This window comes from Streptomyces sp. NPDC007856 (assembly GCF_042868225.1).
Lineage (GTDB): Bacteria > Actinomycetota > Actinomycetes > Streptomycetales > Streptomycetaceae > Streptomyces.
Genome location: NZ_JBIAEC010000012.1, coordinates 270,746 through 293,416, shown reverse-complemented (window position 1 = coordinate 293,416; position 22,671 = coordinate 270,746). Strand labels below are relative to the sequence as shown.

The 22,671-nt window shown below is 71.3% G+C and carries 26 protein-coding genes and 1 pseudogene; 10 read left to right on the top strand and 17 right to left on the bottom strand.

Features of this window, described 5'->3' with window-relative positions; all coding sequences use genetic code 11:
• Positions 1-18: 18 nt before the first annotated feature.
• Complete coding sequence (gene mshD, locus ACFYOH_RS28085; RefSeq protein ID WP_388630907.1) at positions 19-945, bottom strand: mycothiol synthase; 927 nt, start codon at positions 943-945, stop codon at positions 19-21.
• 377 nt (positions 946-1,322) lie between these two features.
• Between mshD and ACFYOH_RS28080 the strand changes: the two are divergent.
• Positions 1,323-2,183, top strand: a pseudogene (locus ACFYOH_RS28080) (ABC transporter transmembrane domain-containing protein); the annotation flags it as partial.
• A gap of 271 nt (positions 2,184-2,454) precedes the next feature.
• Here the strand turns inward: ACFYOH_RS28080 and ACFYOH_RS28075 are convergent.
• The 7 genes from ACFYOH_RS28075 to ACFYOH_RS28045 form a co-directional block, all read right to left on the bottom strand.
• Entirely contained in the window at positions 2,455-3,168 is a 714-nt protein-coding gene (locus ACFYOH_RS28075) for a PH domain-containing protein (protein ID WP_388630904.1), read from the bottom strand.
• A 251-nt stretch (positions 3,169-3,419) separates the two neighbouring features.
• Positions 3,420-4,907, bottom strand: coding sequence for a sensor histidine kinase (locus ACFYOH_RS28070; RefSeq protein WP_388630902.1), 1,488 nt, complete (start codon positions 4,905-4,907; stop codon positions 3,420-3,422).
• Positions 4,904-5,632, bottom strand: a complete 729-nt coding sequence (locus ACFYOH_RS28065; protein WP_388630899.1) for a response regulator transcription factor — start codon at positions 5,630-5,632, stop codon at positions 4,904-4,906. Before ACFYOH_RS28065 ends, ACFYOH_RS28070 begins: the two co-directional genes overlap by 4 nt.
• 1,068 nt (positions 5,633-6,700) lie before the next feature.
• Positions 6,701-6,940: a hypothetical protein gene (locus tag ACFYOH_RS28060; protein WP_388630896.1), complete on the bottom strand. Its 240-nt coding sequence runs from the start codon at positions 6,938-6,940 to the stop codon at positions 6,701-6,703.
• 58 nt (positions 6,941-6,998) lie between these two features.
• On the bottom strand, positions 6,999-7,997 hold the full coding sequence (locus ACFYOH_RS28055; RefSeq protein WP_388630893.1) for a S1C family serine protease: 999 nt from the start codon (positions 7,995-7,997) through the stop codon (positions 6,999-7,001).
• A 150-nt stretch (positions 7,998-8,147) separates the two neighbouring features.
• The gene (locus ACFYOH_RS28050; protein WP_388630890.1) at positions 8,148-9,173 is read right to left on the bottom strand and encodes a LacI family DNA-binding transcriptional regulator; all 1,026 of its coding nucleotides are present in this window, start codon (positions 9,171-9,173) and stop codon (positions 8,148-8,150) included.
• 97 nt (positions 9,174-9,270) lie between these two features.
• Positions 9,271-10,059 carry a winged-helix domain-containing protein gene (locus ACFYOH_RS28045; protein WP_388630888.1) on the bottom strand — a complete coding sequence of 263 codons (789 nt, stop codon included), beginning with the start codon at positions 10,057-10,059 and terminating at the stop codon, positions 9,271-9,273.
• Between the two features lie 195 nt (positions 10,060-10,254).
• Between ACFYOH_RS28045 and ACFYOH_RS28040 the strand changes: the two genes are divergently transcribed.
• The 3 genes from ACFYOH_RS28040 to ACFYOH_RS28030 are packed head-to-tail and all read left to right on the top strand — an operon-like array spanning position 10,255 to position 12,576.
• Positions 10,255-11,115: an alpha/beta hydrolase family protein gene (locus ACFYOH_RS28040; RefSeq protein WP_388630885.1), complete on the top strand. Its 861-nt coding sequence runs from the start codon at positions 10,255-10,257 to the stop codon at positions 11,113-11,115.
• 47 nt (positions 11,116-11,162) lie between these two features.
• Positions 11,163-11,417, top strand: coding sequence for a MoaD/ThiS family protein (locus ACFYOH_RS28035; RefSeq protein WP_388630882.1), 255 nt, complete (start codon positions 11,163-11,165; stop codon positions 11,415-11,417).
• A gap of 1 nt (position 11,418) precedes the next feature.
• Complete coding sequence (locus ACFYOH_RS28030; protein WP_388630879.1) at positions 11,419-12,576, top strand: hypothetical protein; 1,158 nt, start codon at positions 11,419-11,421, stop codon at positions 12,574-12,576.
• A gap of 143 nt (positions 12,577-12,719) precedes the next feature.
• Here the strand turns inward: ACFYOH_RS28030 and ACFYOH_RS28025 are convergent, their stop codons facing one another.
• From ACFYOH_RS28025 to ACFYOH_RS28005, 5 genes are all read right to left on the bottom strand, one after another.
• Entirely contained in the window at positions 12,720-13,445 is a 726-nt protein-coding gene (locus tag ACFYOH_RS28025) for a hypothetical protein (RefSeq protein WP_388630877.1), read from the bottom strand.
• Positions 13,446-13,836: 391 nt separating this feature from the next.
• Positions 13,837-14,127, bottom strand: coding sequence for a DUF1416 domain-containing protein (locus ACFYOH_RS28020; RefSeq protein ID WP_384776111.1), 291 nt, complete (start codon positions 14,125-14,127; stop codon positions 13,837-13,839).
• A gap of 57 nt (positions 14,128-14,184) precedes the next feature.
• Positions 14,185-15,030: a sulfurtransferase gene (locus ACFYOH_RS28015; protein ID WP_388630873.1), complete on the bottom strand. Its 846-nt coding sequence runs from the start codon at positions 15,028-15,030 to the stop codon at positions 14,185-14,187.
• Between the two features lie 129 nt (positions 15,031-15,159).
• The gene (locus ACFYOH_RS28010) at positions 15,160-15,240 is read right to left on the bottom strand and encodes an Ms5788A family Cys-rich leader peptide (RefSeq protein WP_350751515.1); all 81 of its coding nucleotides are present in this window, start codon (positions 15,238-15,240) and stop codon (positions 15,160-15,162) included.
• 198 nt (positions 15,241-15,438) lie between these two features.
• Complete coding sequence (locus tag ACFYOH_RS28005) at positions 15,439-16,182, bottom strand: DUF2993 domain-containing protein (RefSeq protein ID WP_388630870.1); 744 nt, start codon at positions 16,180-16,182, stop codon at positions 15,439-15,441.
• A 199-nt stretch (positions 16,183-16,381) separates the two neighbouring features.
• On the opposite strand from ACFYOH_RS28005, the gene ACFYOH_RS28000 reads away from it, so the two are divergent.
• Complete coding sequence (locus ACFYOH_RS28000; RefSeq protein WP_388630868.1) at positions 16,382-16,645, top strand: DUF3099 domain-containing protein; 264 nt, start codon at positions 16,382-16,384, stop codon at positions 16,643-16,645.
• Between the two features lie 4 nt (positions 16,646-16,649).
• Here the strand turns inward: ACFYOH_RS28000 and ACFYOH_RS27995 are convergent, their stop codons facing one another.
• Positions 16,650-17,012: a DsrE family protein gene (locus ACFYOH_RS27995; RefSeq protein ID WP_388630865.1), complete on the bottom strand. Its 363-nt coding sequence runs from the start codon at positions 17,010-17,012 to the stop codon at positions 16,650-16,652.
• Positions 17,013-17,118: 106 nt separating this feature from the next.
• Positions 17,119-17,247 (bottom strand): hypothetical protein, encoded by a 129-nt coding sequence (locus ACFYOH_RS27990; protein WP_388630862.1) that lies wholly within the window; start codon positions 17,245-17,247, stop codon positions 17,119-17,121.
• Between the two features lie 320 nt (positions 17,248-17,567).
• Here ACFYOH_RS27990 and ACFYOH_RS27985 point away from each other — a divergent pair, with 320 nt between their 5' ends.
• From ACFYOH_RS27985 to ACFYOH_RS27975, 3 genes are read left to right on the top strand one after another with little or no spacing between them, the layout of a single operon-like run.
• On the top strand, positions 17,568-18,143 hold the full coding sequence (locus ACFYOH_RS27985) for an FABP family protein (protein WP_388630859.1): 576 nt from the start codon (positions 17,568-17,570) through the stop codon (positions 18,141-18,143).
• A 49-nt stretch (positions 18,144-18,192) separates the two neighbouring features.
• Positions 18,193-18,630: a Fur family transcriptional regulator gene (locus tag ACFYOH_RS27980; RefSeq protein WP_388630857.1), complete on the top strand. Its 438-nt coding sequence runs from the start codon at positions 18,193-18,195 to the stop codon at positions 18,628-18,630.
• A 9-nt stretch (positions 18,631-18,639) separates the two neighbouring features.
• Complete coding sequence (locus ACFYOH_RS27975) at positions 18,640-19,605, top strand: YgfZ/GcvT domain-containing protein (RefSeq protein ID WP_388630854.1); 966 nt, start codon at positions 18,640-18,642, stop codon at positions 19,603-19,605.
• A gap of 25 nt (positions 19,606-19,630) precedes the next feature.
• On the opposite strand, the gene ACFYOH_RS27970 is transcribed toward ACFYOH_RS27975, so the two are convergent.
• The gene (locus ACFYOH_RS27970; protein ID WP_388630852.1) at positions 19,631-19,822 is read right to left on the bottom strand and encodes a hypothetical protein; all 192 of its coding nucleotides are present in this window, start codon (positions 19,820-19,822) and stop codon (positions 19,631-19,633) included.
• Positions 19,823-19,893: 71 nt separating this feature from the next.
• Entirely contained in the window at positions 19,894-20,319 is a 426-nt protein-coding gene (dtd, locus tag ACFYOH_RS27965; protein ID WP_351805233.1) for a D-aminoacyl-tRNA deacylase, read from the bottom strand.
• Between the two features lie 159 nt (positions 20,320-20,478).
• On the opposite strand from dtd, the gene ACFYOH_RS27960 reads away from it, so the two are divergent.
• Both ACFYOH_RS27960 and ACFYOH_RS27955 read left to right on the top strand, forming a co-directional pair.
• Positions 20,479-21,120 carry an aerial mycelium formation protein gene (locus ACFYOH_RS27960; protein WP_388630849.1) on the top strand — a complete coding sequence of 214 codons (642 nt, stop codon included), beginning with the start codon at positions 20,479-20,481 and terminating at the stop codon, positions 21,118-21,120.
• Positions 21,121-21,205: 85 nt separating this feature from the next.
• The gene (locus ACFYOH_RS27955) at positions 21,206-22,444 is read left to right on the top strand and encodes a GNAT family N-acetyltransferase (protein WP_388630846.1); all 1,239 of its coding nucleotides are present in this window, start codon (positions 21,206-21,208) and stop codon (positions 22,442-22,444) included.
• The last annotated feature ends 227 nt before the right edge of the window (positions 22,445-22,671 follow it).

Below are 22,671 nucleotides of genomic sequence, written 5' to 3'. Positions count from 1 at the left end.
TGCGGTATCTGCCGTATGTCAGGTCTCCGTGCGGTACATCAGGTCCGTCTCGTGCGTCGTGAAGCCCAGCCGCTCGTACACCGACACCGCCGCCTGGTTGTCGGCGTCGACGTAGAGCATCGCGGTCGGCAGCTGTTGGCCGGCCAGGTGGCGCAGGCCGATCGTGGTGAGGGCCTTGCCGAGGCCGCCGCCCTGTTCACCGGGCCGGACCCCGAGGACGTACACCTCGCCGAGGGCCTCCTCGGCGTGCACCTTGGTCCAGTGGAAGCCGATCACCTCCCCGCGTCGCTCGGCGAGGAAGAACCCGGCCGGGTCGAACCACGGCTCGGCCTTGCGGTCGTCGAGGTCCCGCTGGGTCAGCGAGCCCTGCTCGGGGTGGTGGGCGAAGGCGGCCGCGTTGACCGCGAGCCAGGCCGCGTCGTCCTTGCCGGGCACGAAGGTGCGCACGCTCACGCCCTCCGGCAGCACCGGGTCGGGCAGCTGCAGATCGGTCAACGGCCGCCGCATCTGCCGAAGTTCGCGGAACAGGGTCAGGCCGAGCACCTGGGCGAGATGCCGGGCGGCGGGATGCCCGCCGTGCGCCCACACCCTGAGCCGCTTGCCGGAGGCGGCGAGCAGCGCCGCGCCGAGCGCCCGCCCGTGCCCCTGCCCCCGGTCCGCGGGCCGTACGACGAGTTCGGCGGCCGGCGCCTCGACCGGGTCGGTGTCCTCCAGTTGGGCGTAGCCCACGAGTTCGCCGTCGACGCACAGCAGCAGATGCGAGACGCCCTCGCGGGCGCCCCCGCGCAGTTGCAGCCGGCCCTGCTCGGACACCGGCTGCTGCCCGTCGACCGCGGCGGCCTCGGCGAGCAGGGCCCGCACGGCATCGGCCTGGTCCGGGGTGAGCGCGGAGTGGGTCTCGATGGAGCGGGCGGGGAAGGCCCGTACGGTGTCGTCGCTGCTCATGCGTAGAGGGTACGGCAGCCACCCCGTAGAACCTATGTGAATGGCGCCGTGGTTCCCGAAAATCCCTGTGAATTACCCACAGTGCTCTTTCATTGAGGTCTCACCGGAATTGCCTTTTCTCGGTCTCGGAATGCCGTAATTTTTTTCCTTGTCGGAATTCTCTGACGCGAATCACAGGAAACGGAGAATCGCCAGGTCTTTCCACAAGCTCGCCCCGGTCAAGAAGCACTGCGAGCCCGCTCCGGAGCGGAAGAAGCCGGCGCCGGAGAAGCGGCCCGGGCACGCGCCGAAGCGCCGGCCGGCCGGAGACAAGGGCTGAGCAGGGCCGTCGTCAGGTGGGCAGAGCGTCTGTCCACAGCTGTGGAAAGGAGTCGTCGATGCTCGGGGAAGCCCGACAGGCCTTCCGCCGGTTCTGGCCGCTGACCCGCGGGGACCGCAAAAGGCTCGGCGTGATCACCGCCTGCGTGGTTGTTTCCGCGCTCGCCGAGACCGCCGCGATCCTATTGTTCGCCGAGCTGACCGACCACGCCCTGAAGGCCGGTTCACTGTCCGCCTTCTGGGGACCGGTGGGCGCCTGGCTCGGCGCGGCCGCGCTCGCCGCGCTCGTCGGCTGTCTGGGCAATTCCCTGGCCGCCTGGACCGCCGAGCGATTCGTGCTGTGATTGCGCGCGGCCGTCTTCCGCCATGTCCAGGACCTGCCGCCGCACTTCTTCCAGCAGCACCGCCAGGGCGACCTGGTCGAGCGGCTCACCGGAGACGTCGAGTCCATCGAACAATTGATGGTCTCCGGCGTCGTGGGCGCGGTCTCGGCCGCGTTCTCCGCCGTTTTCCATGCCACCGCCGCCTTCTGGCTGCGCTGGGACCTGGCGCCGGCCACCTTCGTCCTCGCGCCCCTGCTCCTGCTCGCCGCGCGCCGCTTCTCCGGCCGGATCGAACAGGCTGCCCGTGACGGGCGGGTGGCGGACGGCGCGATCACCTCGGTGGTGGAGGAGTCGCTCGGCAATGTCGTCCTCACCCAGGCGTACAACAGCCAGCGGGACGAGGAGAAACGGCTCGACCGCGAGGCCCGCGCCTGGCTGCGGGCGAGCGTGCGCGGGGCCCGGCTGGGCGAGCTGTACGAGCAGTTCGTCGAGGTCGTCGAGACGCTCCGCGTGCTCGCGGTGATCGGGCTGGGCGTCCCGGAGATCTCCGCCGGCCGGATGCCCCTCGGTCAACTCCTCGCGTTCGCCGCCTTCCTGTCGGGCTGTACGACCCTCGTGATCACCCACGACCTGTCCCTCGCCCCCGACGCCGACCGCGTCCTGGTCGTCGACCACGGACGCCTGGTGGAGACGGGCACGCACCAGGAACTCCTCGCCCGGGGCGGCGTGTACGCCCGTCTCGCCCAGCCGCTGCCGGAGGCGGTGGCGGCACCGGCGCCGACGGGCGACGACACACTGATCCTGCGCCGGTGAGGGCGATGACGCCGCAGACGGCCGACGGCACATCGCGGCATTTCCGGCGGGGCGCTCAGCGCGGCAGCCGCAGGGCGCGGGCGGCGAAGCACCGGGCGAGCAGGAGCCCGAGCAGGCCGAAAGCGGCCAGCGGTATGACCAGGAGCAGCAGGTAGAGGTTGGCCGGCGTCCCGGCGACGTCCTCCGCCAGCGCGACCAGGATCATCAAGGCGAACACCACCACGGCCGCGACGCTCGCCCACTGCCATCCCCGTCGTCGCCCGGCCTGCCGCAGGATCCCCTCCTCGATCTCGGCCCGCTGCCCGTAGGGCATCCCGTACCGCCAGGCGGCCTCGCGCAGGGCCGCGACCTCGGCGCAGGGATCGTCCAGCTGCCACTCGTTGATCTGCGGGAGCAGGAAGCGGCGGCCTTCCAGGTCGTACAGGTAGGCCGGCCACCGGGGGTGGGCGTTGAGGGGCTGGCTGCCGGAGTACTCGATCCGGATGTCGTAGACGGTGGACCAGGCCCAGGTGCGTGCCCGCAGGGGGCCCTGGCGGGTGATTCCCCGGGCCGTCACCACGGTGCGCGCCCGCCACTCCGACAGGGCGGCCCACACGCCGACCGCCACGAGAACGGCGAGCAGCACGGGGGTCCACCAGATCGGCACGTCGTGGCGGGTGCGGATGGTCTGCAGCGCGGCGTTGCCCAGGAGGATGAGCGGCACCACCGCGGCATGCAGGGGCCGTCTTCGCTGCCTGCGGTACTCCCGTGCCGGCGCGCCCTCGTCCATGGAGATCCCCTCCCCGGCGCACCGGAAGTGTGCGCGACCGAGGAGAGGCTAGACCTCGTGTGCGGGGCGGTGAGGAGGGGGTGGGCGAAACGATCCGCCGCCACGCGCCGGTCATGGACGGGTCGCGGAACGCCGCACGCTCACACCGCGAGCAGGGCGGCGGGCCGGCAGCACCTGGCAGACCCGAGCTGAGCCGCTCCCGGATCCGGCGACTGCGCGCCCTGCCGAAGCCGGAGTGACCGCCGGCTCGCTCAGCCGACCAGGGTCTCGGTCGTCTCCGGCGTCTCCGGCGGCGGCGTCGGCGCGCCCGGCAGCCGTATCGTGGCCACCGTGCCGCCGCCCTGCGCGGGGGAGAGGGTGACCTCGCCGCCCGCCTGCTGGACCGTGCGGGCCACGATGGACAGGCCGAGGCCCGAGCCGGGCAGGGCGCGGGCGCTGGGGGAGCGCCAGAAGCGGTCGAAGACGTACGGGAGTTCGTCCTGCGGGACACCGGGGCCGTGGTCGCGGACGGTCAGGACGCCGTCGGTCAGCCGCACCTCGACCAAGCCGCCCTCGGGGCTGAACTTCACCGCGTTGTCGAGGACGTTGACGACCGCGCGCTCCAGCGCGGAGGGCTCCGCCCGGACGTACCAGGGCTCCAGGTCCGACGTGATCGTCAGCTCCGGGCCGCGCAGACGGGCGCGGCGCAGTGCCGCCTCGACCGCGTCCTGGAACGACACCACCTGGACCCGCTCACCGTGCTGCCCCTCCGAACGGGACAGCTCCTGCAAGTCGCCGATCAGCGCGGCGAGTTCGGTCATCTGCGCCTTCACCGAGGTGAGCAGCGCCTTGCGGTCCTCCGGCGGCAGCGGACGGCCCGTCTCCTCGCTGCGGGTCAGGAGCTCGATGTTCGTGCGCAACGACGTCAGCGGCGTACGGAGTTCATGGCCGGCGTCGGCGATCAACTGCTGTTGGAGATCGCGGGAGCTGGCCAGGGAGGCGGTCATGGAGTTGAAGGACCGGGAGAGCCGGGCGACCTCGTCCTCGCTGTCGTCCTCCACGGGGATGCGGATGGTCAGGTCCTCGGTCCGGGCCACGTGCTCCACGGCCTCGGTCAGCTTGTCGACCGGGCGCAGACCGGCGCGGGCGACGGCCAGGCCCGCGGCGCCGGCCCCGACGACTCCTATCCCCGAGACGAGGAGCAGGATGAGGGCCAGGTCGTTGAGGGTGTCCTGGGTGGTCTTGAGCGGTGTGGCCACCAGCAGGGCCGTGTTCGGGTACAGCTGGGGCGGGGTCGCCACGCCCTCGTTGACCACCAAGGGCATGGTCAGCACGCGAACGGCGTCTCCGTTGCTGTCCGTCCCGTTGCGGAGGAGGCCCTTGCGGCTGTCCACCGACTTCGCCACGTCCCGGTCGCTGGAGACGGTCTTCACCGCGCCCGCGGAGTTCGAGAAGATGCAGGCCGTGCCGTCCGCCTTGACCAGCTCGAAGTAGTAGTTGCCGCGCGACCGGAACCCGAAGGCCGACTCCGACGGGGCCTGGGGGCAGCTGGACAACAGCGTGGTGACGTCGTCCGCCATCTGGGGCCGCTGGATCGCCTTCTGCAGGTCGGTGTCGACCTGGTCGTACAGTTTCCCCTGCACGATGAACCAGCACGTCACCGAGACCGCCGCCACCGCGAACGCCACCGCCGCCGCGACCAGCATCGCCAGCCGGGCCCTGATCGGCAGGGACCGGTAGCGCCGTACCAGCCTGCTCACTCGGCGCCGCCCTGCCGCAGGACGTACCCCACGCCCCGCACGGTGTGCACGAGGCGCGGCTCGCCGCCGGCCTCGGTCTTGCGGCGCAGGTACATGACGTAGACGTCGAGGGAGTTGGAGGAGGGCTCGAAGTCGAAGCCCCAGACCGCCTTCAGGATTTGCTCGCGGGTGAGGACCTGGCGCGGGTGCGCCATGAACATCTCCAGGAGGGTGAACTCCGTGCGGGTCAGTTCCACCTGCCGGCCGCCGCGTGTGACCTCACGGGTGACGAGGTCCATGCGCAGGTCGGCGAAGGTCAGCGCCTCGTCCTCCTGGGCCTCGGCGGACACCGCCGCCGCGTACGAGCTGCGGCGCAGGAGGGCGCGGATACGGGCGAACAGCTCGTCCAGCTCGAAGGGCTTGACCAGGTAGTCGTCGGCGCCGGCATCGAGGCCGGTCACCCGGTCGCCGACGGTGTCGCGGGCCGTGAGCATGAGGATCGGGGTGGTGTCTCCCGCCCCGCGGATACGGCGGGCCGCGGTCAGGCCGTCCATGCGCGGCATCTGGATGTCCAGGACGACCAGGTCGGGCTTGTAGGCGGTCGCCTTCTCCAGCGCGTCCGCGCCGTCGACGGCCACCTCCGTGTCGTACCCGTCGAAGGCGAGACTGCGCTGGAGCGCCTCGCGTACGGCCGGCTCGTCGTCGACGATCAGGATGCGCTGGGGGTCGCCTTCGGCGGGGCTCATGGCTCGCGATTCCTCGGGGTGCGGTGGTTGGGGCGGGTGGATGGGGGTGCCTCTCGGCTGACTCTCAGCCTGCCACGACCGACGGTCCGGGAGGCAGACCTGCCGGGTGCGGCCCGTGGGGCGGTCGGTTCGGCAGTCGGTTCGTGCTCGGCCTTCGGTGGCCTGGCCGGGGGTCGAACCCGGTCCGGGCCGGCTTTGACGGTGGTCGATGCGGGGTCGGTGCGGTCGGCGAGGCTGGTGCCGAGGGCCGGCCGCCGCGGCGGTTGCCGCGGATGGTGGTCGGGTCCCGGTCCGGGGGTCGGCTCCGGTCCGGCGGCAGGACCCGGCGGTCGTCAGGCCCGAACCGGAGGCCCACCCGGTCCGAGTCCAGTGTCGTCCGGGGCTGGTCCGGGGCTGGGCCTGTGCGGAGTCAGTGCCGTCCGGGGCCCGTCCGAGTCCGGTCCCGTCCGGGGCTCGCCCGAGGCTGGGCCCGTCCGAGGTCAGTGCCGTCCGGGGCCCACCCGAGGCCGGGCCCGTCCGAGTCCGGTCCCGTCCGAGTTCGGTCCCGTCCGGGGCTGGGCCTGTGCGGGGTCAGTGCTGTCCGGGGCCCACCCGAGGCTGGGCCTGTCCGAGTCTGGTCCCGTCCGGGGCTTGCCCGGGGCTGGGCCCGTGCGGGGTGAGTGCTGTCCGGGGCCCACCCGAGGCCGGGTCCGTCCGAGTCCGGTCCCGTCGGGGCCCACCAGAGGGCTGGATCCATCCGAGTCCAGTGCTGTCCGGGGCCCACCCGCGGCTGGGCCCGTGCGGGGTCAGTGCTGTCCGGGGCTTGCCCGAGGCCGGGCCCGTTCGAGTCCAGTCCCGTCTGGGGCTCGCCCGACGCTGGGCCCGACTGAGGCCAGTTCCCGCTGGTGTCAGGTCCAACCCCGGCGGTCAGGCCCGAACCCGAGGTGTGAGGTCCAACCCCGGCGGTCAGGCCCAAACCTGAGGTGTCAGGCCCAACCCAGGCGGTCAGGCCCAACCCGGGGCTCAGGCCTGGGGGCGGGCCGGACCTCGACGGTCAGGCCCGCCCCGGCGTCAGCCCCGCCCCCCGCGTCAGGCCAGCGCCGCGGTCAAGCGGTTCATGGGGACCTTGCGGCGGTGGGTGCGGACGGGGCCGGTGCGCAGGCCCATCAGTTGCGGGACCGGCGTGACGACCACCTCGGGTGCACGGGACGCCTGCTCGGGCTTGCGGGGCGCCGGGATCGGCACGTGCAGGTCCCAGGAGACCGTGAGGGCCAGGGTGAGGTCGGTGGGACCGTGGTCGGCGATCTGGTGCGAAACCTTGGTGATCATGACGTACTCCCTGCTGACTGGTGCCGTGCCACGCGCTGCCTGGTGCGGGGCTCACGCGCTAGCTGTTGTTGCCCGACCGCAGCTTGGCCAGGTCGGACTTGACGGTGTTGACGGGGATCGCGAACCCGAGGCCGATGCTGCCCGCGTCCGAGGACGAGGAGGACTGCCGGCTCGACGAGTACATCGCGGAGTTGATGCCGATGACGTTGCCGCTCGCGTCGATCAGGGCGCCGCCGGAGTTGCCCGGGTTGAGGGAGGCGTCCGTCTGGATGGCCTTGTACGTCGTCGTGGACGAACCCGTGTCGCCGTTGAACTGACGGCCGCCGAACTGGAACGGCCACTGTCCGTCGCCGCCCTGCCCCTGACCCTGGGTCTCGTCGGTGGAGACGGTCACGTCCCGGTTGAGGGCGGAGACGATACCGCTGGTGACGGTGCCGGTCAGGCCTTCGGGGGAGCCGATCGCGACGACCGAGTCGCCGACCTGGACGCCGGAGGAGTTGCCGAGGGCGGCGGGCTTCAGATCCGACGCGCCGTGAAGCTTGATCAGCGCGAGGTCCTTGGAGCTGTCGGTGCCGACGACATCGGCGGTGTAGCTGGTTCCGTCACTGGTGCGCACCTTGATCGACTGCGCCCCGGAGATGACGTGGTTGTTGGTGACGATCTCGCCGTTCGACGTGATGATCACACCGGAGCCGGTGGAGGAGCCACTGCTGAGAGTCGCGCTTATCTCGACCACGCTCGGGCTGACCGCGGCAGCGATCGCGGCGACGTCACCCCGCTTGCCGGTCGGCACCACGTTCGTGGTCGTACCGGTGGCGGAGACCGTGTCATTGCCGGTCAGCTCCTGGAAGCCGTACGCCGTGGCACCGCCCACCGCGGCGGCGACGATGGCGACGGCCGCGAGGAGGGCGACGGGACCCCGGTTGTGCTTCTTCCGCGGCTCCGGCGCCACCGCCGTCACCGGCGGGTACGGCGGCGGAGGCGGCCACTCGGGGCTGACGGAGGTGGAGTAGCTGCTGCTCGGCTGCTGGGTGTATCCACCCTGGCTCTCGGTCATGTCAGAAGCCTCCCCCGTGACCATGAGAGCTTCCTGAGTGCTCGCTGAGAAGCCCGGCAGAACCTCGTTTGCCCGATATAAAGACCTGCCGGTGCGACTCAGGGCCCACACCTGCCGGTGCGACTCAGGGCCCACACCTGCCGGTGCGGCTCAGGCCTCGCAGCCGCAGCTCGTGCGCACCACCAGCCGGGACGGGAACGTCCTCAGCCGCTCCCGCCGCGACCCCGCCACCCGCAGCCCGTCGTCGAGCACCAGGTCGACCGCCGTCCGGGCCATCGCCGAGCGGTCCGAGGCGACGGTGGTCAGCGGCGGGTCGGCCAGCGCCGCCTCCTTGATGTCGTCGAACCCGGCCACCGCCAGCTTGCCGGGCACGTCGATGCGCAGCTCGCGCGCCGCCCGCAGCAGGCCGATCGCCTGGTCGTCGGTGGAGCAGAAGATCGCCGGCGGCCGCTCGGGGCCGGAGAGGATGTCCAGGGCGACCTGGTAGGCGTCGTAGCGGTTGTACGGCGCCTCGAACAGCCGGCCCTCGGTGGACAGCCCCGCCTCGGCCATGGCCCGCTTCCAGCCCTCGACGTGGTCGGAGACCGGGTCGCCGACGGCCGGGGTCTCGGCCGTACCGCCCATACAGGCGACGTACTCGTAGCCGTGCTCCAGCAGGTGGCGCACGGCGAGCTGGGCGCCACCGAGGTCGTCCGTCACCACGGCGACGTCGTCGATGGCCTCGGGGCGCTCGTGCAGCAGGACCACCCGGGCGTCCCAGGCGTCGATCTCGGCGGCGGCGAGGTCGTTCAGCGCGTGGGAGACCAGGATCAGGCCCGAGACGCGCATGCCGAGGAAGGCGCGCAGATAGTGGACCTCGCGTTCACCGATGTAGTCGGTGTTGCCGACCAGGACCATCTTGCCGCGCTCGGAGGCGGCCTGCTCGACCGCGTGCGCCATCTCGCCGAAGAAGGGCTGGCGGGCGTCCGGGATGATCAGGCCTATGAGATCCGTGCGCCGGGAGGCCATCGCCTGGGCGACCCGGTCGGGGCGGTACCCCAGTTCCTTGATCGCGGCGAGGACACGCTCGCGCGTGGCCGGGGCGACCGGCCGGGGTCCGTTGTTGATGACATAACTGACGACGGCGGTGGAGGTTCCAGCCAGCCGTGCCACGTCATCCCGAGTCACCTTGGCCACGCGCGGAGTCTACGCGGATTGACCCGTTCTGGGCAGGGCGTATCAGTGCTTGGATGTGCGGAAGCAATGCCCGGCCCGAACGGCGTTCATGCCTGCGCTAGACGTCGGCGTGGATCTCGGAGCCGTCACGGACGGCGGATGTGTCCGCATCCTCCGCCTTTGCCTGCTCCGCCCTGGCCTTGGCCTGCTCGGCGGCCCGCTCGGCCTTGTCGGCCTTCTCGGGCGTAACGAATCGATAACCGACGTTCCGGACGGTGCCGATCAGCGACTCGTGCTCCGGGCCGAGCTTGGCGCGCAGCCGCCGTACGTGGACGTCGACCGTGCGGGTGCCGCCGAAGTAGTCGTAGCCCCACACCTCCTGCAGCAGCTGGGCGCGGGTGAAGACCCGGCCCGGGTGCTGGGCGAGGTACTTCAGCAGCTCGAACTCCTTGAAGGTCAGGTCCAGGACCCGGCCCTTGAGCTTGGCGCTGTAGGTCGCCTCGTCCACGGAGAGGTCGCCGTTGCGGATCTCCATCGGGGAGTCGTCGTTGACGATCTGCTGGCGGCCCATGGCCAGCCGCAGCCGCGCCTCCACCTCGGCGGGGCCGGCGGTGTCGAGGAGCACGTCGTCGATGCCCCAGTCGGCGGTGACGGCGGCGAGGCCGCCCTCGGTGACGACGAGGATCAGCGGACAGCCCGGACCGGTGGAGCGCAGCAGCTGGCACAGGCTGCGCACCTGGGGCAGATCGCGGCGGCCGTCGACGAGGATGACGTCGGCGCCCGGGGTGTCGACCAGGGCGGGGCCCTCCGCCGGGGCCACCCGCACGTTGTGCAGGAGCAGGCCGAGGGCGGGCAGCACCTCCGTCGACGGCTGGAGGGCGTTGGTCAGGAGCAGCAGAGAACTCATATGTCTGGTTCCTCCTCGGTCCCTGCGCGGCTGTGCGGACGGGCACTGCTCTGCGATCCCGAAGGCCCCGTACACCGCGGGCCCTCCCCGGCGCCTTCGCCTGGGGTTTCCCACTTCGTATACAACGCTTCCGAAAGCACAAAAGGACCCGGGGGCTGCACTGCCCGAGTCCTCATGCCCAGCAGAATAGCCCACATGAGGAACCGTTCGGCAGGTCAAGTGGCGCATTCCACCGTTCGTCCGAATCGCGAGACGCGCAGACAGGCGCCTATCCGGACGTTTCTGCGCACCGCCGACGGAATTCCGATCGATTCCGTATACGATCCGGGCGCCGTCGTATACGAAAGTTCCGGATCCGATCCCGACACCGGCCATTCGGCCGCCCGTGACCTGGTGTTCGTCGTCGCCCACGGGTTCACCGGGGACGTGGACCGTCCGCACGTTCGACGGGTGGCGGGCGTCCTGCGCGGCTACGGCGCGGTCGTCACCTTCTCCTTCCGCGGCCATGGACGCTCCGGCGGCCGCTCCACCGTCGGAGACAAGGAGGTCCTGGACCTCGCCGCCGCAGTCGCCTGGGCCCGCGGCCGCGGGCACGCGCGTGTGGCGACCGTCGGCTTCTCCATGGGCGGCTCGGTGGTCCTGCGGCACGCCGCCCTGGAGCCCGGCACGGTCGACGCGGTGGTCTCGGTCAGCGCCCCGGCCCGCTGGTACTACCGGGGCACGGCTCCCATGCGCCGCCTGCACTGGCTGGTCACCCGCCCCGAGGGCCGCCTGGTCGGCCGCTACGGCCTGCGCACCCGGATCCACCACCGCGAGTGGGATCCGGTCCCGATCTCCCCGACGGAGGCGGTCCCCGGGATCGCCCCCACCCCGCTGCTGATCGTGCACGGCGACCGCGACGGCTACTTCCCCCTCGACCACCCCCGGATGCTCGCCGAGGCGGCCGGTGACCACGGCGAACTCTGGGTGGCGGTGGGCATGGGCCACGCGGAGCACGCGGCGGACGACGCCCTGCTCGCCCGGATCGCGGACTGGGCGGCCGTCAAGGCGGGCTAGCCTGACTGCACTCTTTATTTCTTGCTCGCTGTCGATTGAGGAATCAGATGCCCAAGGTCACGGTGCGCTACTGGGCCGCCGCCAAGGCCGCGGCCGGTGTCGCCGAGGAGCCGTACGACGCGGACACGCTCGCCGACGCGCTGGCCGCCGTGCGCGCGCGCCACCCCGGTGAACTCACAGGCGTGCTGCAGCGCTGCTCCTTCCTCGTCGACGGTGACCCCGTCGGGACCCGCGCGCATGAGACGGTACGGCTGGCCGAGGGCGGCACGGTCGAGGTGCTCCCGCCGTTCGCAGGAGGGTGAGATGAGCGACCAGCCGTATCAGGGCCAGGGCCCCTACGAGGGCTACCAGGGCTACGACCCCTATCAGCAGCAGTGGCCCCAGCAGGACCAGTACGCCGGACACGGGCCGCAGCCCGGCTACGACCCCCAGCGCACCCAGCAGTGGCAGGGGCAGACCTGGGATTCGCAGACGCACGCGTCGCTGCAGGCGCCCGCGCAGGCGGCGTATCCGCCGTCGCAGGCGTATGAGGGGCAGTACCAGCAGGAACACCAGCCGTACCAGCAGCAGCACCAGCAGCAGTACGCGGCCCCTCCGCAACCGGAGCCGCATACCGCACCCGCACCCGCAGCCACCCCCGCCCCGGAAGCCGTACCCGAGTCCGGGCCGGCTTACGGCCCCGCCACGCTCGCCGGGAACGCCCGGATCACGGACGCCCAGCGGGCGCGCCTCGAGGGCCGTTCGCCGATCATCGAGCCCGGTATGCAGCCGGCGCTGCTGACCGCGCTGCTGGGCCTGCTGCTGGCCGCGGCGGCGCCGGTCGCCTCGTACGCGCTGGTCCTGCCGCTGGTGGTGCTGCAGGGCGTGACGGCGGCGGGCTGGTTCCGACTGAACGGCATGTGGCCGGCCCGGCAGGGCATCGCGCTGGCGTTCCTGGGCGGGCTGGCGGCCGACACGGCGGTGCTGGTCGCCGGCCGTGACCACGCCCCCGCGGCGATCCTCGGTCCGCTCGGCATCTGGGTCCTGCTGACCCTGGTCCTGCAGCTGCGTTCGCACGCCTCGCCGGACGAGCGGATGTACGGCCTGATGGCGACGGTCGTCTCGTCGGCCCTGTCGGTGCTGGCCACCGGGTACCTGGGCGCCGGCGCGCACGCGGTGTCCGTGGGCGCCGCGGCGGCGGCGGTGGCGATCCTGGCCCGGGTCCTGCCGCTGCCGACACCGGCGTCGGTGGTGGTCTCGCTGCTGGCGGCGGCCGGCGCGGGGATCGCCGTGGGCGGGATGACCGGGCTGGGCGCGAAGGGCGCGCTGCTCGGCGCGGCCGCCGGGGTGTGCGCGCTGATCGGTCACCGCGTGGCCAGTTACGACTACCCGTCGAGGTTCGTGCACTTCACGGCCGGGGTGGCGTTGCCGCTGTCGGCTGCCGCGCCCGTGGTGTGGGTGCTGGGAAGGGCGCTCGGTTAGAGCCGTTCCCCTCGATCAGGCCCCGTCCGTTGCCGAACGGGGGACAAGCCGGAGCCCCGGCCCGATTCCGGCGGGCCGGGGCTCCATGTCATACAGCGGGCTGTGAGTTGCCGGCGGATTGCGGGTTGCCGGCGGGCTCTGGGTTACCGGCCACCACCGTCGCCGCCCCAGCCGCCTTCGCCGCCGCCCCAGCCGCCGTCGTCGCCGCCCCGGCCGCCGTCGCCGCCGCCCCAGCCGCCGTCGCCGCCCCAGCCGCCGTCGCCGCCCCAGCCGCCGCCCCAGCCGCCCCAGGGGCAGCCGACCACGCGGAAGCTGCCGACCACGCCGTCCTTGACGTGGAGGCCCTCCGTGTGGCGGACGCGCACGCCGTCGCTCTGGCTGTGGGGTCCGACAGTGGCGACGGGAGCGCCGTTGTCGCAGACCGCGCCGCGGAACACCTCGACAACCCGGCGGCTGTCGTTCCGGATGTTCAGCGTCTTGGCGCCCAGGCCACTGACCACGGTGATGCAGTCACCCGGGTGGGCGGAGTAGGACCGCTCGTTGATCTCGATCCGGCCTCCGTCCCAGCCGCCGCCCCAGCCGCCACCGTGGCCGCCACCACGGCCCTCGCGGCCCTCGTTGCCCTTGCCGAAGTTGTTGTTGCCGTTGTTGTTGTTGCCGTTGTTGTTGTTGCCGTTGCCGTTGTTGTTGCCGTTGCCGTTGCCGTTGCTGTTGCCGGCGCCACCGAGCGGGGCGGCAGCGGCCGCCTGGTGGACGGCCGGCGCCGCCTCCGGGGCGGAGGCGGCCGAGGCGTAGGTGACGCCGGTCGCGGCCAGAGCCGCGGCAGCCGCTGCCGCAGCGGTGACGACGGTGGAACGCGAGATCTTCATCGTGCTTCTCCAGTCTCTGAGACACCGACACGTTGGCCGGTCGTCATGGAACGTATTCGCCGACCGCTATGGCTGTCATGTCGGAAATGGCGAGAGACTGGGTTTTTGTGCACCAATTGGGGGAATTGTGGCCGATAACGGCCGCTCGCCGTTCATCGAGGAGGCGTCAAATCACCGTGGAAATAGGTGAATTGACTCACCGCTAGACCTTTTGGATGATCTTAGTACTAGTGCCTACCCCAGCAGCAAGCGTGTCGTTACTGGCGCAATGAGGTGCGTCGCGCTAGCAACGGCCCACCGCGCATGCCGAAGGGCCGCACCCCCACTGGCGTCCAACCCCGGGGATGCGGCCCTTCGACCGTCACTGTGCTGCTGCTTCGCGCAGGCCCGATCAGACCGCGATGGCGACCTCGGCCAGCGCGCCCTTCTCCGCCACGACGACCGTGCGGTCGGCCGTCGCGCCCGGGATCAGCGCCCGGACCGTCCAGGTGCCCTCGGCCGCGTAGAACCGGAACTGACCGGTCGCCGAGGTGGGAACCTCGGCGGTGAACTCGCCGGTCGAGTCCAGCAGACGGACATAGCCGGTCACCGGCTCGCCGTCGCGGGTCACCTGACCCTGGATCGTGGTCTCACCGGGCTTGATCGTCGAGGCGTCCGGGCCGCCGGCCTTCGCTCCGCACATGCTGTTTCTCCAGAGGGGTGTGACCGGGAGGTCGGTCGGGATGGATGAGGGGTGGGCTTACTTGTTCGCGCCGAGCTCGATCGGCACGCCGACGAGGGAGCCGTACTCGGTCCAGGAGCCGTCGTAGTTCTTCACGTTCTCGACACCGAGCAGCTCGTGCAGCACGAACCAGGTCAGGGCCGAGCGCTCACCGATGCGGCAGTAGGCGATCGTGTCCTTGGCGAGGTCCACGTCCTCCTCGGCGTAGAGGGCCTTCAGCTCCTCGTCCGACTTGAAGGTGCCGTCGTCGTTGGCGTTCTTCGACCACGGGATGTTGCGGGCGCTCGGGACGTGACCCGGACGCTGCGACTGCTCCTGCGGCAGGTGCGCCGGGGCGAGCAGCTTGCCGGAGAACTCGTCGGGCGAGCGCACGTCGACCAGGTTGTGCGAGCCGATCGCGGCGACGACGTCGTCACGGAAGGCACGGATCGAGGTGTCCTGCGGCTTGGCCTTGTACTCCGTCTTGGCGCGCTCCGGGACCTCGTCGCCGGCGACCAGCTCGCGGGCGTCCAGCTCCCACTTCTTGCGGCCGCCGTCGAGGAGCTTGACGTTCTCGTGGCCGTAGAGCTTGAAGTACCAGTAGGCGTACGAGGCGAACCAGTTGTTGTTGCCGCCGTAGAGGACCACCAGGGTGTCGTTGGCGATGCCCTTCTCCGACAGGAGCTTCTCGAAGCCCTCCTGGTCGATGAAGTCGCGGCGGACCGGGTCCTGCAGGTCCTTGGTCCAGTCGATGCGGATCGCGTTCTTGATGTGGTTCTTCTCGTAGGCGGACGTGTCCTCGTCCACCTCGACGATGGCGATGGCCGGGTCGTCCAGGTGCTCCTGCAGCCAGTCGGCATCGACCAGGACGTCGGTGCGGCTCATGCTCTTTCTCCTCCGGGGCAGTTGCGGCGGGGTGTGCGAGTACAGGGGTGCGCGCTCGTAGGGCCCGAGCGGCGCACGGGTGCCCTTCCAGCAGGGCGGCGGTGAGATGCGGAAGCCGGGGACTTTCGCTCAGAAGGGGCGACAGAGCATGGCGGCAACGCGGCACAGGTCCACTGCCCGCCGCTTCGTGAGATCCGCCTGTCGCTTCATGCATGCGATCGTAGGGACGTCCGGGCGGGCGTGTCACCGGCGTGTCATATGACGAGACACGATCGTCCGTATGGCGGGACGAGAAGAGCGCCCGGCGGCCGCCCCGCGGCCTCCCGAGCGCTCGGGCGGGTCGCCGCGTCTACTCAACGGACGACCCGTCTCGCCAGTCGGACGTACGCCTGCCGTCCGGGCGTGGTCCTACCCCGCCAGCTTGACGTCCGAACCCTGCACGCTGATCTCCACGCCGTCCTGCGCGGCCTGCACCTTGTCCAGCCTGACGCCGCCGGGCAGCTGGTTGATGGCCTGCTGGAAGTCGGTGATCTCGCGGATGCGGTTCTCGGCGATCGCGGCGGCGGCGAGCTTGGGCAGGGAGTCGGCGTGTACCTGCACCCTGTTGTTCTCGACGGTCACGGTGCTGAGCACGGACACGGTCTGGTTGATCGGCAGGGGGCCGAGCGTGCCGGTGAGCTTGGCCGTCACCTTGATCTTCCCGTGGCCGCCGTCGGCGAGACTGACGACCTTGGCCTTGAGGCCGGGGACGACCTCGGTCGGCTCGGGCTTGGCGGTCTTCAGCAGCTCGGCGTAGGAGATCGTCGCGGTGCCGGTGGCGCTGGAGGCGGTGGCGGAGCTGTAGTCGCCGGAGAAGGAGACGCCCTTCATGTCGGCCTGCAGATCGTCGATCCGGATCGTCTTCCCGGCGGTCCCGGTCGCGGCCTCGTAGTCCTTGATCCCGACCTCGACGTCGTCGAGCGAGCCGCCCGCGACCTGGGTGAGGAACGGGAACCCCTTGATGCTCACGTCCGGCGTCGAGGCCAGGTTCTCCGTCGACTTCAGCTTGTCGGCGGCCTCCCCCTCGGCGAAGTGCACGGCCACCCGGTCCGCGATCACGAACAGCCCACCCAGGATCACGACGAGGATCAGGATTATTCGCAGGGCGCGCATGTGGTGTATCCCCCGGGTCGGCGGTCGGTGGTTTGGCTACGCCAAGGTAACTCCGCGGCGCGCGGCCCGGGGAAGAATGTGGATCACTTGTGACAGCCGACTCGCTGCCGGTGCGTCCACCGAACGGCCGCGACCGCCGACCGGTGTGGCCTACGCCGGTCCCGCGTGCCGGATCCGGGCCACGGCCTACCCTGAACTTATGTACGCGCGGCGGCGGCACATCTACTTCGCCATGATGGGGACGTGCATCGGCCTCTTCGTCCTGGCCTGGGGGGTCGTGCGCATCTGGTCGGTGCCGGCGGCCGTCGGCATGTGCATCGTGGCCATGATCATCCCGCCGGTCGCCGCGATGATCGCGAACCGGCGCGGCCCCGAGGACCGCTGGTGGGACGACCCCTCCGGCGATCCCCAGTCGGACGAGTGGTGGGACGAGCTGGACGGCAAGAAGCGCCCGCGCCCGTGAGGCGTCAGTACACGAGCGCCTGGGCGCCGTCGGCGAGCGCCTCCTGTACGAAGACCTGCGCACCGGCGATCCGTACGCCCTCGATGACGTCCTTCTCGGTGATCTCGCGCCGGGCCGCGCACTGCGTGCAGAGCGTGATGCGCCCGGCGGCCAGGATCGACTCGATCAGATCCGGGAGCGGCGCCGCGTGCGGCAGCTCGAACGCGGCGGCCCGCCCCGGCAGCGCGAACCAGGACGACTCCCCGGTCAGCCACAGCGACACCTCGACCCCGCTGGCCACGGCCACCGCGGCCACGGTGAACGCCTGCGAGCAGCGCTCAGGGGCATCGGCCCCGGCCGTCACCTTGATCACGAGCTTGTTGGTCATACGGGAAGCGTAGCCGTGAGGACGATCGTCCCGATCAGCGTGGCCATTCACAGGGCGGTGAGTACGCCGCTGACGGTGGCGCCGTCGACCGATCCCGCGGGCGCCGTCACTGCCGGGCCGGCTCCGCGAAGGACGACGAGTTCCGCGGCCACGACGATCCGACGCTCGCCCTGCGCGGGGCTCCTTCCAGCACGATGGACGACTCGTACCCCTCGGCGGCCTCCGGCGACGTCATCGCACTCGTGGTGCAGTCCCGCGCGGGCGGTGCGAAGGAGATCCCGTTCCAGCAGACGGTGGTCCTGCAGCAGCGGCTGCTCGACTGGGGCCCGAAGGGTGACGCCGCTACGGACGACCTCGCAAAGAGAGCGGGCTCCCGGCCGCGTAAGCTGGGGCCCGGCTCTGTCGTATGCCCACCCTCGCCCAAGGAGCACCCGTGGAGATCTTCTTCGAAACCCTGCTGGTCCTGGTCTGCGTCGGCGTGCTCGCCTTCGCCGGTCTGACCGTGAAGAAGCTGTACCAGGGCCAGCGCTGAACCACCTCTAGGAAGCTTCCCTCATGATCGAGATCCCGTCCGACCTGCACAAGGACCTGGTCCCGCTCGCCTTCCTGCTCGGCAACTGGGCCGGGGCGGGCGTGCACGACTTCCCCGGCTCGGAGAAGTGCAACTTCGGGCAGGAGGTCAGCTTCACCCACGACGGCCGGGACTTCCTGGAGTACCACTCGCACACCTGGGTGCTCGACAACGACGGCAACAAGGTCCGCCCGCTGGAGTCGGAGTCCGGCTACTGGCGGATCGACGCCGACCGCAAGGTCGAGGTGACGATGACCCGCGACGACGGCGTCATCGAGATCTGGTACGGCGAGATGGCCCACCAGAAGCCGCAGATCGACCTCGTCACGGACGCCGTCGCCCGCACGGCCGCCTCCCAGCCCTACAGCGGCGGCAAGCGCCTGTACGGCTACGTCAAGAGCGACCTCATGTGGGTCGGCGAGAAGCAGACCCCCGAGGTCGAGCTGCGCCCCTACATGTCCGCCCACCTGAAGAAGGTCGTCACCCCCGAGGACGTCGAGCGCTGGGCCAAGGCCCTCCCGGACGACCTCCCGGACGACGGCATCGCCTTCTTCAAGTAGGCCCGTCTTCCCCAAGTGGGCCACACCGAGTGGTCCTAGACTCGTGGGTGTGGTGAGCACCGACTGGAAGAGCGACCTCAGGCAGCGCGGCTACCGGCTGACGCCGCAGCGGCAGCTTGTCCTCGAAGCCGTGGACACCCTTGAGCACGCGACCCCCGACGACATCCTCGGCGAAGTGCGGAAGACGGCGTCGGGGGTCAACATCTCCACGGTCTACCGGACGCTGGAGCTGCTGGAGGAGCTGGGCCTGGTCAGCCACGCCCACCTCGGGCACGGTGCGCCGACGTACCACCTCGCCGACCGCCACCACCATCTGCACCTGGTCTGCCGCGACTGCGAGAGCGTGATCGAGGCCGACGTGGACGTGGCCGCCGAGTTCACCGCCAAGCTGCGGCGGCAGTTCGGGTTCGACACCGACCTGAAGCACTTCGCGATCTTCGGCCGGTGCAAGGACTGTTCGCTGAAGAGGTCAACTACCACGTCGTAGGCTGACGGTATGAAGAGCCCTCTGCTGTCCCTGCCCGGCGCCGTTCCCGCCGAGGGTGTGGACGAAGGTGTCGCCGCCCACTACGGCGACCTGTTCCGCGAGCAGCGCGCCCTCGCCGACGGCACCGGTTTCGTCGACCTGTCCCATCGCGGTGTCATCACCGTCAGCGGTGCGGACCGGCTGAGCTGGCTGCACCTGCTGCTCACCCAGCACGTCAGCGAGCTGCCGGCCGGTGAGGCCACCGAGGCGCTGATCCTCTCCGCGCACGGGCACATCGAGCACGCGCTGTACCTGGTGGACGACGGCACGACCGTCTGGGCGCACGTCGAGCCCGGTACGCAGGACGCGCTGCTCGCGTACCTGGAGTCGATGAAGTTCTTCTACCGCGTGGAGGTCGCCGACCGGACGGCCGACTTCGCGGTGGTCCACCTGCCCGCCGGGTCCATCGCCGAGGTGCCGCAGGGCGTCGTCGTACGCGAGACGCCGTACGGCCGTGATCTCTTCCTGCCGCGCGAGGACCTGGAGTCCTTCGCGGCCGCGCACGGGCCCGCCGCCGGCCTCCTCGCCCACGAGGCGCTCCGCGTCGAGCAGCACCGGCCCCGGCTCGGCTTCGAGACCGACCACCGGACCATCCCGCACGAGCTGGGCTGGATCGGCACGGCGGTGCATCTGCAGAAGGGCTGTTACCGGGGGCAGGAGACCGTCGCCCGGGTGCAGAACCTCGGCAAGCCGCCCCGGCGCCTGGTCTTCCTCCACCTGGACGGCAGCGAGGTGCATCTGCCGGTGCCGGGCACGGAGATCCGGCTCGCCGACGAGGGCCCGGAGGGCCGCAGGATCGGCTTTGTGACGACGTCGGCACGGCACCACGAGCTGGGCCCGGTGGCGCTGGCGCTGGTGAAGCGGAACGTGCCCGTGGACGCGCGGCTCCTGGCCGGAGAGACGGCCGCCGCGCAGGAGGTCGTGGTCGAGCCGTAGTCGTGCGACGGGGACCGCGACTGCGTCAGTAGCCGCTCAGGAGAGTCCGTACGCGCCGCAGCGCCTCCGGACCGGCCGCGCTGTGCCAGCGCGACGGGTCGGCCGGGCGCCGCCCCCACAGCAGCAGGACGCGGGTGGCCGCGTCGCTCTCGATGGTGGCGGGGTCCTCGGGGGCGGCGAACCGGATGCCGGCGCCGTCGGCGTCGGCGGTCACCACGATGTCGTCCGTGCCCGGGGTGCGCAGGCGGCCCTCGATCCGTCGGACAAACCGGCCGATCCGGTGCCGTTTCAGACCTCGATCAGCACCGTGAAGGGTCCGTCGTTCGTCAGCGACACCCGCATCCGCGCGCCGAACCGCCCCGTCGCCACCGTGGCGCCCAGCGCCCGCAGCCGGGACACCACCTCGTCCACCAGCGGCTCGGCGACATCGCCGGGGGCGGCGGCGTTCCAGGTGGGCCTGCGGCCCTTGCGGGCGTCGCCGTAGAGCGTGAACTGGCTGATGACCAGCAGGGGTGCGTCGATGTCGCTGCACGACTTCTCGTCCTGCAGCATGCGGATCGACCAGAGCTTGCGGGCCAGCTGCGCCGCCTTCTCCTTGGTGTCCTCATGGGTCACCCCGACCAGGACGCACAGCCCCTCGCCCTCGATCGCGCCGACCGTCTCGCCGTCCACGACGACGCTCGCGCCGTCCACTCTCTGCACCACCGCACGCATGCGGACCATGATGCCGGGTGCCCGGTACGCGGTCACAGGGGGTCCAATATCGATCCCTTACCCCCCATCTGGGGCCGTTCGGGGGCACTCGGTCACATAGCGGCCAGTTGGGGTGGCACGATGCTTTCACACGCCGGTCGAGGGGACGGTCACAAGCACATGAACACACCGAGTACCAGCGGGTGGCTGGGGGCGCAGGGGACGTACCGGCCGCCCGCCCAGCGCGCCGACGCGCCGGCGAGCCCGGCGGGCCCCGCGCTGCCCGCGGAGCATCCCCCGGACTCTTCGAGCTGGGCGGACCCCCATCCGCTCGACCTCGCCCGGCTGAGCCTGCCCGAACTGCGCACGCTGCGCCGCGACGCCCAGCGCGACGAGGCGGACCTCAGCTATGTGCGGCGGCTGCTGCAGGGGCGGATCGACATCCTGCGCGCGGAGCTGTGCCGGCGGGGCCGCGCGTCCGTGCCGGCACCCGCGGACGGTTCCATGGTCGACCGGCTCCCGGAGATCCTCAAGGACGCCCCGGCCCGGCACCGCTCCTCGGCCCGCCATGTCACGCTCGGCACCCCGCACAACGAGGAGTACCGGCAGCTGGCCGCGGAGATGCTCGCCGAGGTCGAGCTGTCGGACCTGCAGGCGCGGACCGACCCGGAACTGGCCAGCGCGATGGGGCGCCTGGTGCGGTACGAGCAGGAGGTGTCCCGGCGTCGCCAGCGGTTGCAGCGGACGACCGACGACTGCAGCGGGGAGATCGCGCGGCGGTACCGGGTGGGCGAGGCACAGGTCGACGACCTGCTGACATGACGTCGGGCGGGCGGCGGCGCCCGCGAGTGCGGGAGGCGTGGAAATCCAGGCGACAGGTGGCGCGGCGCCCGCCTACCGTGGCCCCATGAGCGACGTCCGGATAGTCACCGAGGCCGACTTCGAGGACTGGCAGCGCGCGCTGGCCACCGGGTTCCTGGAGCCACCCGCCCTGACGCCCGAGGAACTCGACGCCCGGCGCCTGCAGTTCGTGCCGGGCCGGCTGCTCGGTGCCTTCGACGGCGGCCGGTGCGTCGCCACCTTCCGTTCCTTCGCGCAGGAGCTCACCGCGGTGGGCGGCGGCCTGGTCCCGGCGGACGCGATCAGCAACGTCACCGTCAGCCCCACCCACCGTCGCCGTGGCCTGCTGACCCGGATGATGAACCAGGACCTCGCGGCGGCGAAGGAGCGCGGCGACGTGGTCGCCACGCTGATCGCCGCCGAGTACCCGATCTACGGCCGCTACGGCTTCGGCCCGGCCACCTGGTCGACCCAGTGGACCGTGGAGGTGCCCCGGGCCGGCCTCGATCCGCGCTGGTCGGGCCCCGACGACGGGGGCCGCATCGACCTGGTGGACGGGGCGGAGGTCCGCAAGCTCGGCCCGGAGCTCCACGAGCGGTTCCGGCGCGCCCAGCCCGGTGCGGTCAGCCGGGACGAGCTGTGGTGGCAGATGCACACCGGGGCCGTCCGTTACCGCGCCGACTGGACCGAGCCGTTCTACGCCGTCCACCGCGCGGCCGACGGCGAGGTCCAGGGCCTGGTGGCGTACAAGTCCGACGACACCTGGAACGGCAAGCAGCCGGACCAGACCGCCTCCGTGCTCAAGCTCACCGCCACCACCCCGGCGGCCGAGCGCGCCCTGTGGCACTACCTGTGTTCCATCGACTGGATCACCAAGGTCAAGACCGGCTTCCGCAGCCCCGACGACCTGCTGCCGTGCTACCTCCCCGATCCGCGCGCCGCCCGGATCACCGGGCACGCGGACTGGCTGTGGGTGCGGATCCTGGACGTCGTACGGGCCCTCCAGGCGCGGACGTACGAGGGGACGGGCACGCTGGTCCTGGAGGTCGTGGACGACGCCGGGCTGGCCGGGGGCCGGTTCCGGCTGGAGGCCTCGCCCGATGGGGCGTTCTGTGCGCCGGCGGCCACCGAGGGCGCCGATCTCACGCTGGGCGTCGGCGAGTTGGCCTCGGTCTGGCTCGGCGGCGAGTCGGTGCTGCGGCTCGCGGCGCTCGGGCGGGTGCGGGAAGAACGAGAGGGCGCCGCCCGGAAGGCCGACGCCCTGTTCCGCTCGTCCGCGCGTCCTTGGTGCCCGGACATCTTCTGATCGCTGCCTGCTGACCGCTCCCTCCTGCCGGCGGCTTTGGACTGTGCATCCGTAGCGAGCTGTTCAGTTGTGGCTGTGCTGGCGGTGTTCAGTTGTGGCTGTGCGATGTCGTGTTCAGTTGTGACTGTGCGCTTCGGTGGCCGTCCCCTGCCCGGGCTCCCGGCTCCCCTCCGGAAGGGAGCCCGGTCGGCCAACCACTGGGAAGCTTGACCATGTCCTGCAAGTTG

Excerpts from the sequence above, each read along its gene's own strand:
- mshD (WP_388630907.1), bottom strand. The coding sequence starts at position 945 with ATGAGCAGCGACGACACCGTACGGGCCTTCCCCGCCCGCTCCATCGAG.
- ACFYOH_RS28075 (WP_388630904.1), bottom strand. The coding sequence starts at position 3,168 with ATGGACGAGGGCGCGCCGGCACGGGAGTACCGCAGGCAGCGAAGACGG.
- ACFYOH_RS28065 (WP_388630899.1), bottom strand. The coding sequence starts at position 5,632 with ATGAGCCCCGCCGAAGGCGACCCCCAGCGCATCCTGATCGTCGACGAC.
- ACFYOH_RS28060 (WP_388630896.1), bottom strand. The coding sequence starts at position 6,940 with ATGATCACCAAGGTTTCGCACCAGATCGCCGACCACGGTCCCACCGAC.
- ACFYOH_RS28055 (WP_388630893.1), bottom strand. The coding sequence starts at position 7,997 with ATGACCGAGAGCCAGGGTGGATACACCCAGCAGCCGAGCAGCAGCTAC.
- ACFYOH_RS28045 (WP_388630888.1), bottom strand. The coding sequence starts at position 10,059 with ATGAGTTCTCTGCTGCTCCTGACCAACGCCCTCCAGCCGTCGACGGAG.
- ACFYOH_RS28040 (WP_388630885.1), top strand. The coding sequence starts at position 10,255 with ATGAGGAACCGTTCGGCAGGTCAAGTGGCGCATTCCACCGTTCGTCCG.
- ACFYOH_RS28035 (WP_388630882.1), top strand. The coding sequence starts at position 11,163 with ATGCCCAAGGTCACGGTGCGCTACTGGGCCGCCGCCAAGGCCGCGGCC.
- ACFYOH_RS28030 (WP_388630879.1), top strand. The coding sequence starts at position 11,419 with ATGAGCGACCAGCCGTATCAGGGCCAGGGCCCCTACGAGGGCTACCAG.
- ACFYOH_RS28025 (WP_388630877.1), bottom strand. The coding sequence starts at position 13,445 with ATGAAGATCTCGCGTTCCACCGTCGTCACCGCTGCGGCAGCGGCTGCC.
- ACFYOH_RS28020 (WP_384776111.1), bottom strand. The coding sequence starts at position 14,127 with ATGTGCGGAGCGAAGGCCGGCGGCCCGGACGCCTCGACGATCAAGCCC.
- ACFYOH_RS28015 (WP_388630873.1), bottom strand. The coding sequence starts at position 15,030 with ATGAGCCGCACCGACGTCCTGGTCGATGCCGACTGGCTGCAGGAGCAC.
- ACFYOH_RS28010 (WP_350751515.1), bottom strand. The coding sequence starts at position 15,240 with ATGAAGCGACAGGCGGATCTCACGAAGCGGCGGGCAGTGGACCTGTGC.
- ACFYOH_RS28005 (WP_388630870.1), bottom strand. The coding sequence starts at position 16,182 with ATGCGCGCCCTGCGAATAATCCTGATCCTCGTCGTGATCCTGGGTGGG.
- ACFYOH_RS28000 (WP_388630868.1), top strand. The coding sequence starts at position 16,382 with ATGTACGCGCGGCGGCGGCACATCTACTTCGCCATGATGGGGACGTGC.
- ACFYOH_RS27995 (WP_388630865.1), bottom strand. The coding sequence starts at position 17,012 with ATGACCAACAAGCTCGTGATCAAGGTGACGGCCGGGGCCGATGCCCCT.
- ACFYOH_RS27990 (WP_388630862.1), bottom strand. The coding sequence starts at position 17,247 with ATGACGTCGCCGGAGGCCGCCGAGGGGTACGAGTCGTCCATCGTGCTG.
- ACFYOH_RS27985 (WP_388630859.1), top strand. The coding sequence starts at position 17,568 with ATGATCGAGATCCCGTCCGACCTGCACAAGGACCTGGTCCCGCTCGCC.
- ACFYOH_RS27975 (WP_388630854.1), top strand. The coding sequence starts at position 18,640 with ATGAAGAGCCCTCTGCTGTCCCTGCCCGGCGCCGTTCCCGCCGAGGGT.
- dtd (WP_351805233.1), bottom strand. The coding sequence starts at position 20,319 with ATGCGTGCGGTGGTGCAGAGAGTGGACGGCGCGAGCGTCGTCGTGGAC.
- ACFYOH_RS27960 (WP_388630849.1), top strand. The coding sequence starts at position 20,479 with ATGAACACACCGAGTACCAGCGGGTGGCTGGGGGCGCAGGGGACGTAC.
- ACFYOH_RS27955 (WP_388630846.1), top strand. The coding sequence starts at position 21,206 with ATGAGCGACGTCCGGATAGTCACCGAGGCCGACTTCGAGGACTGGCAG.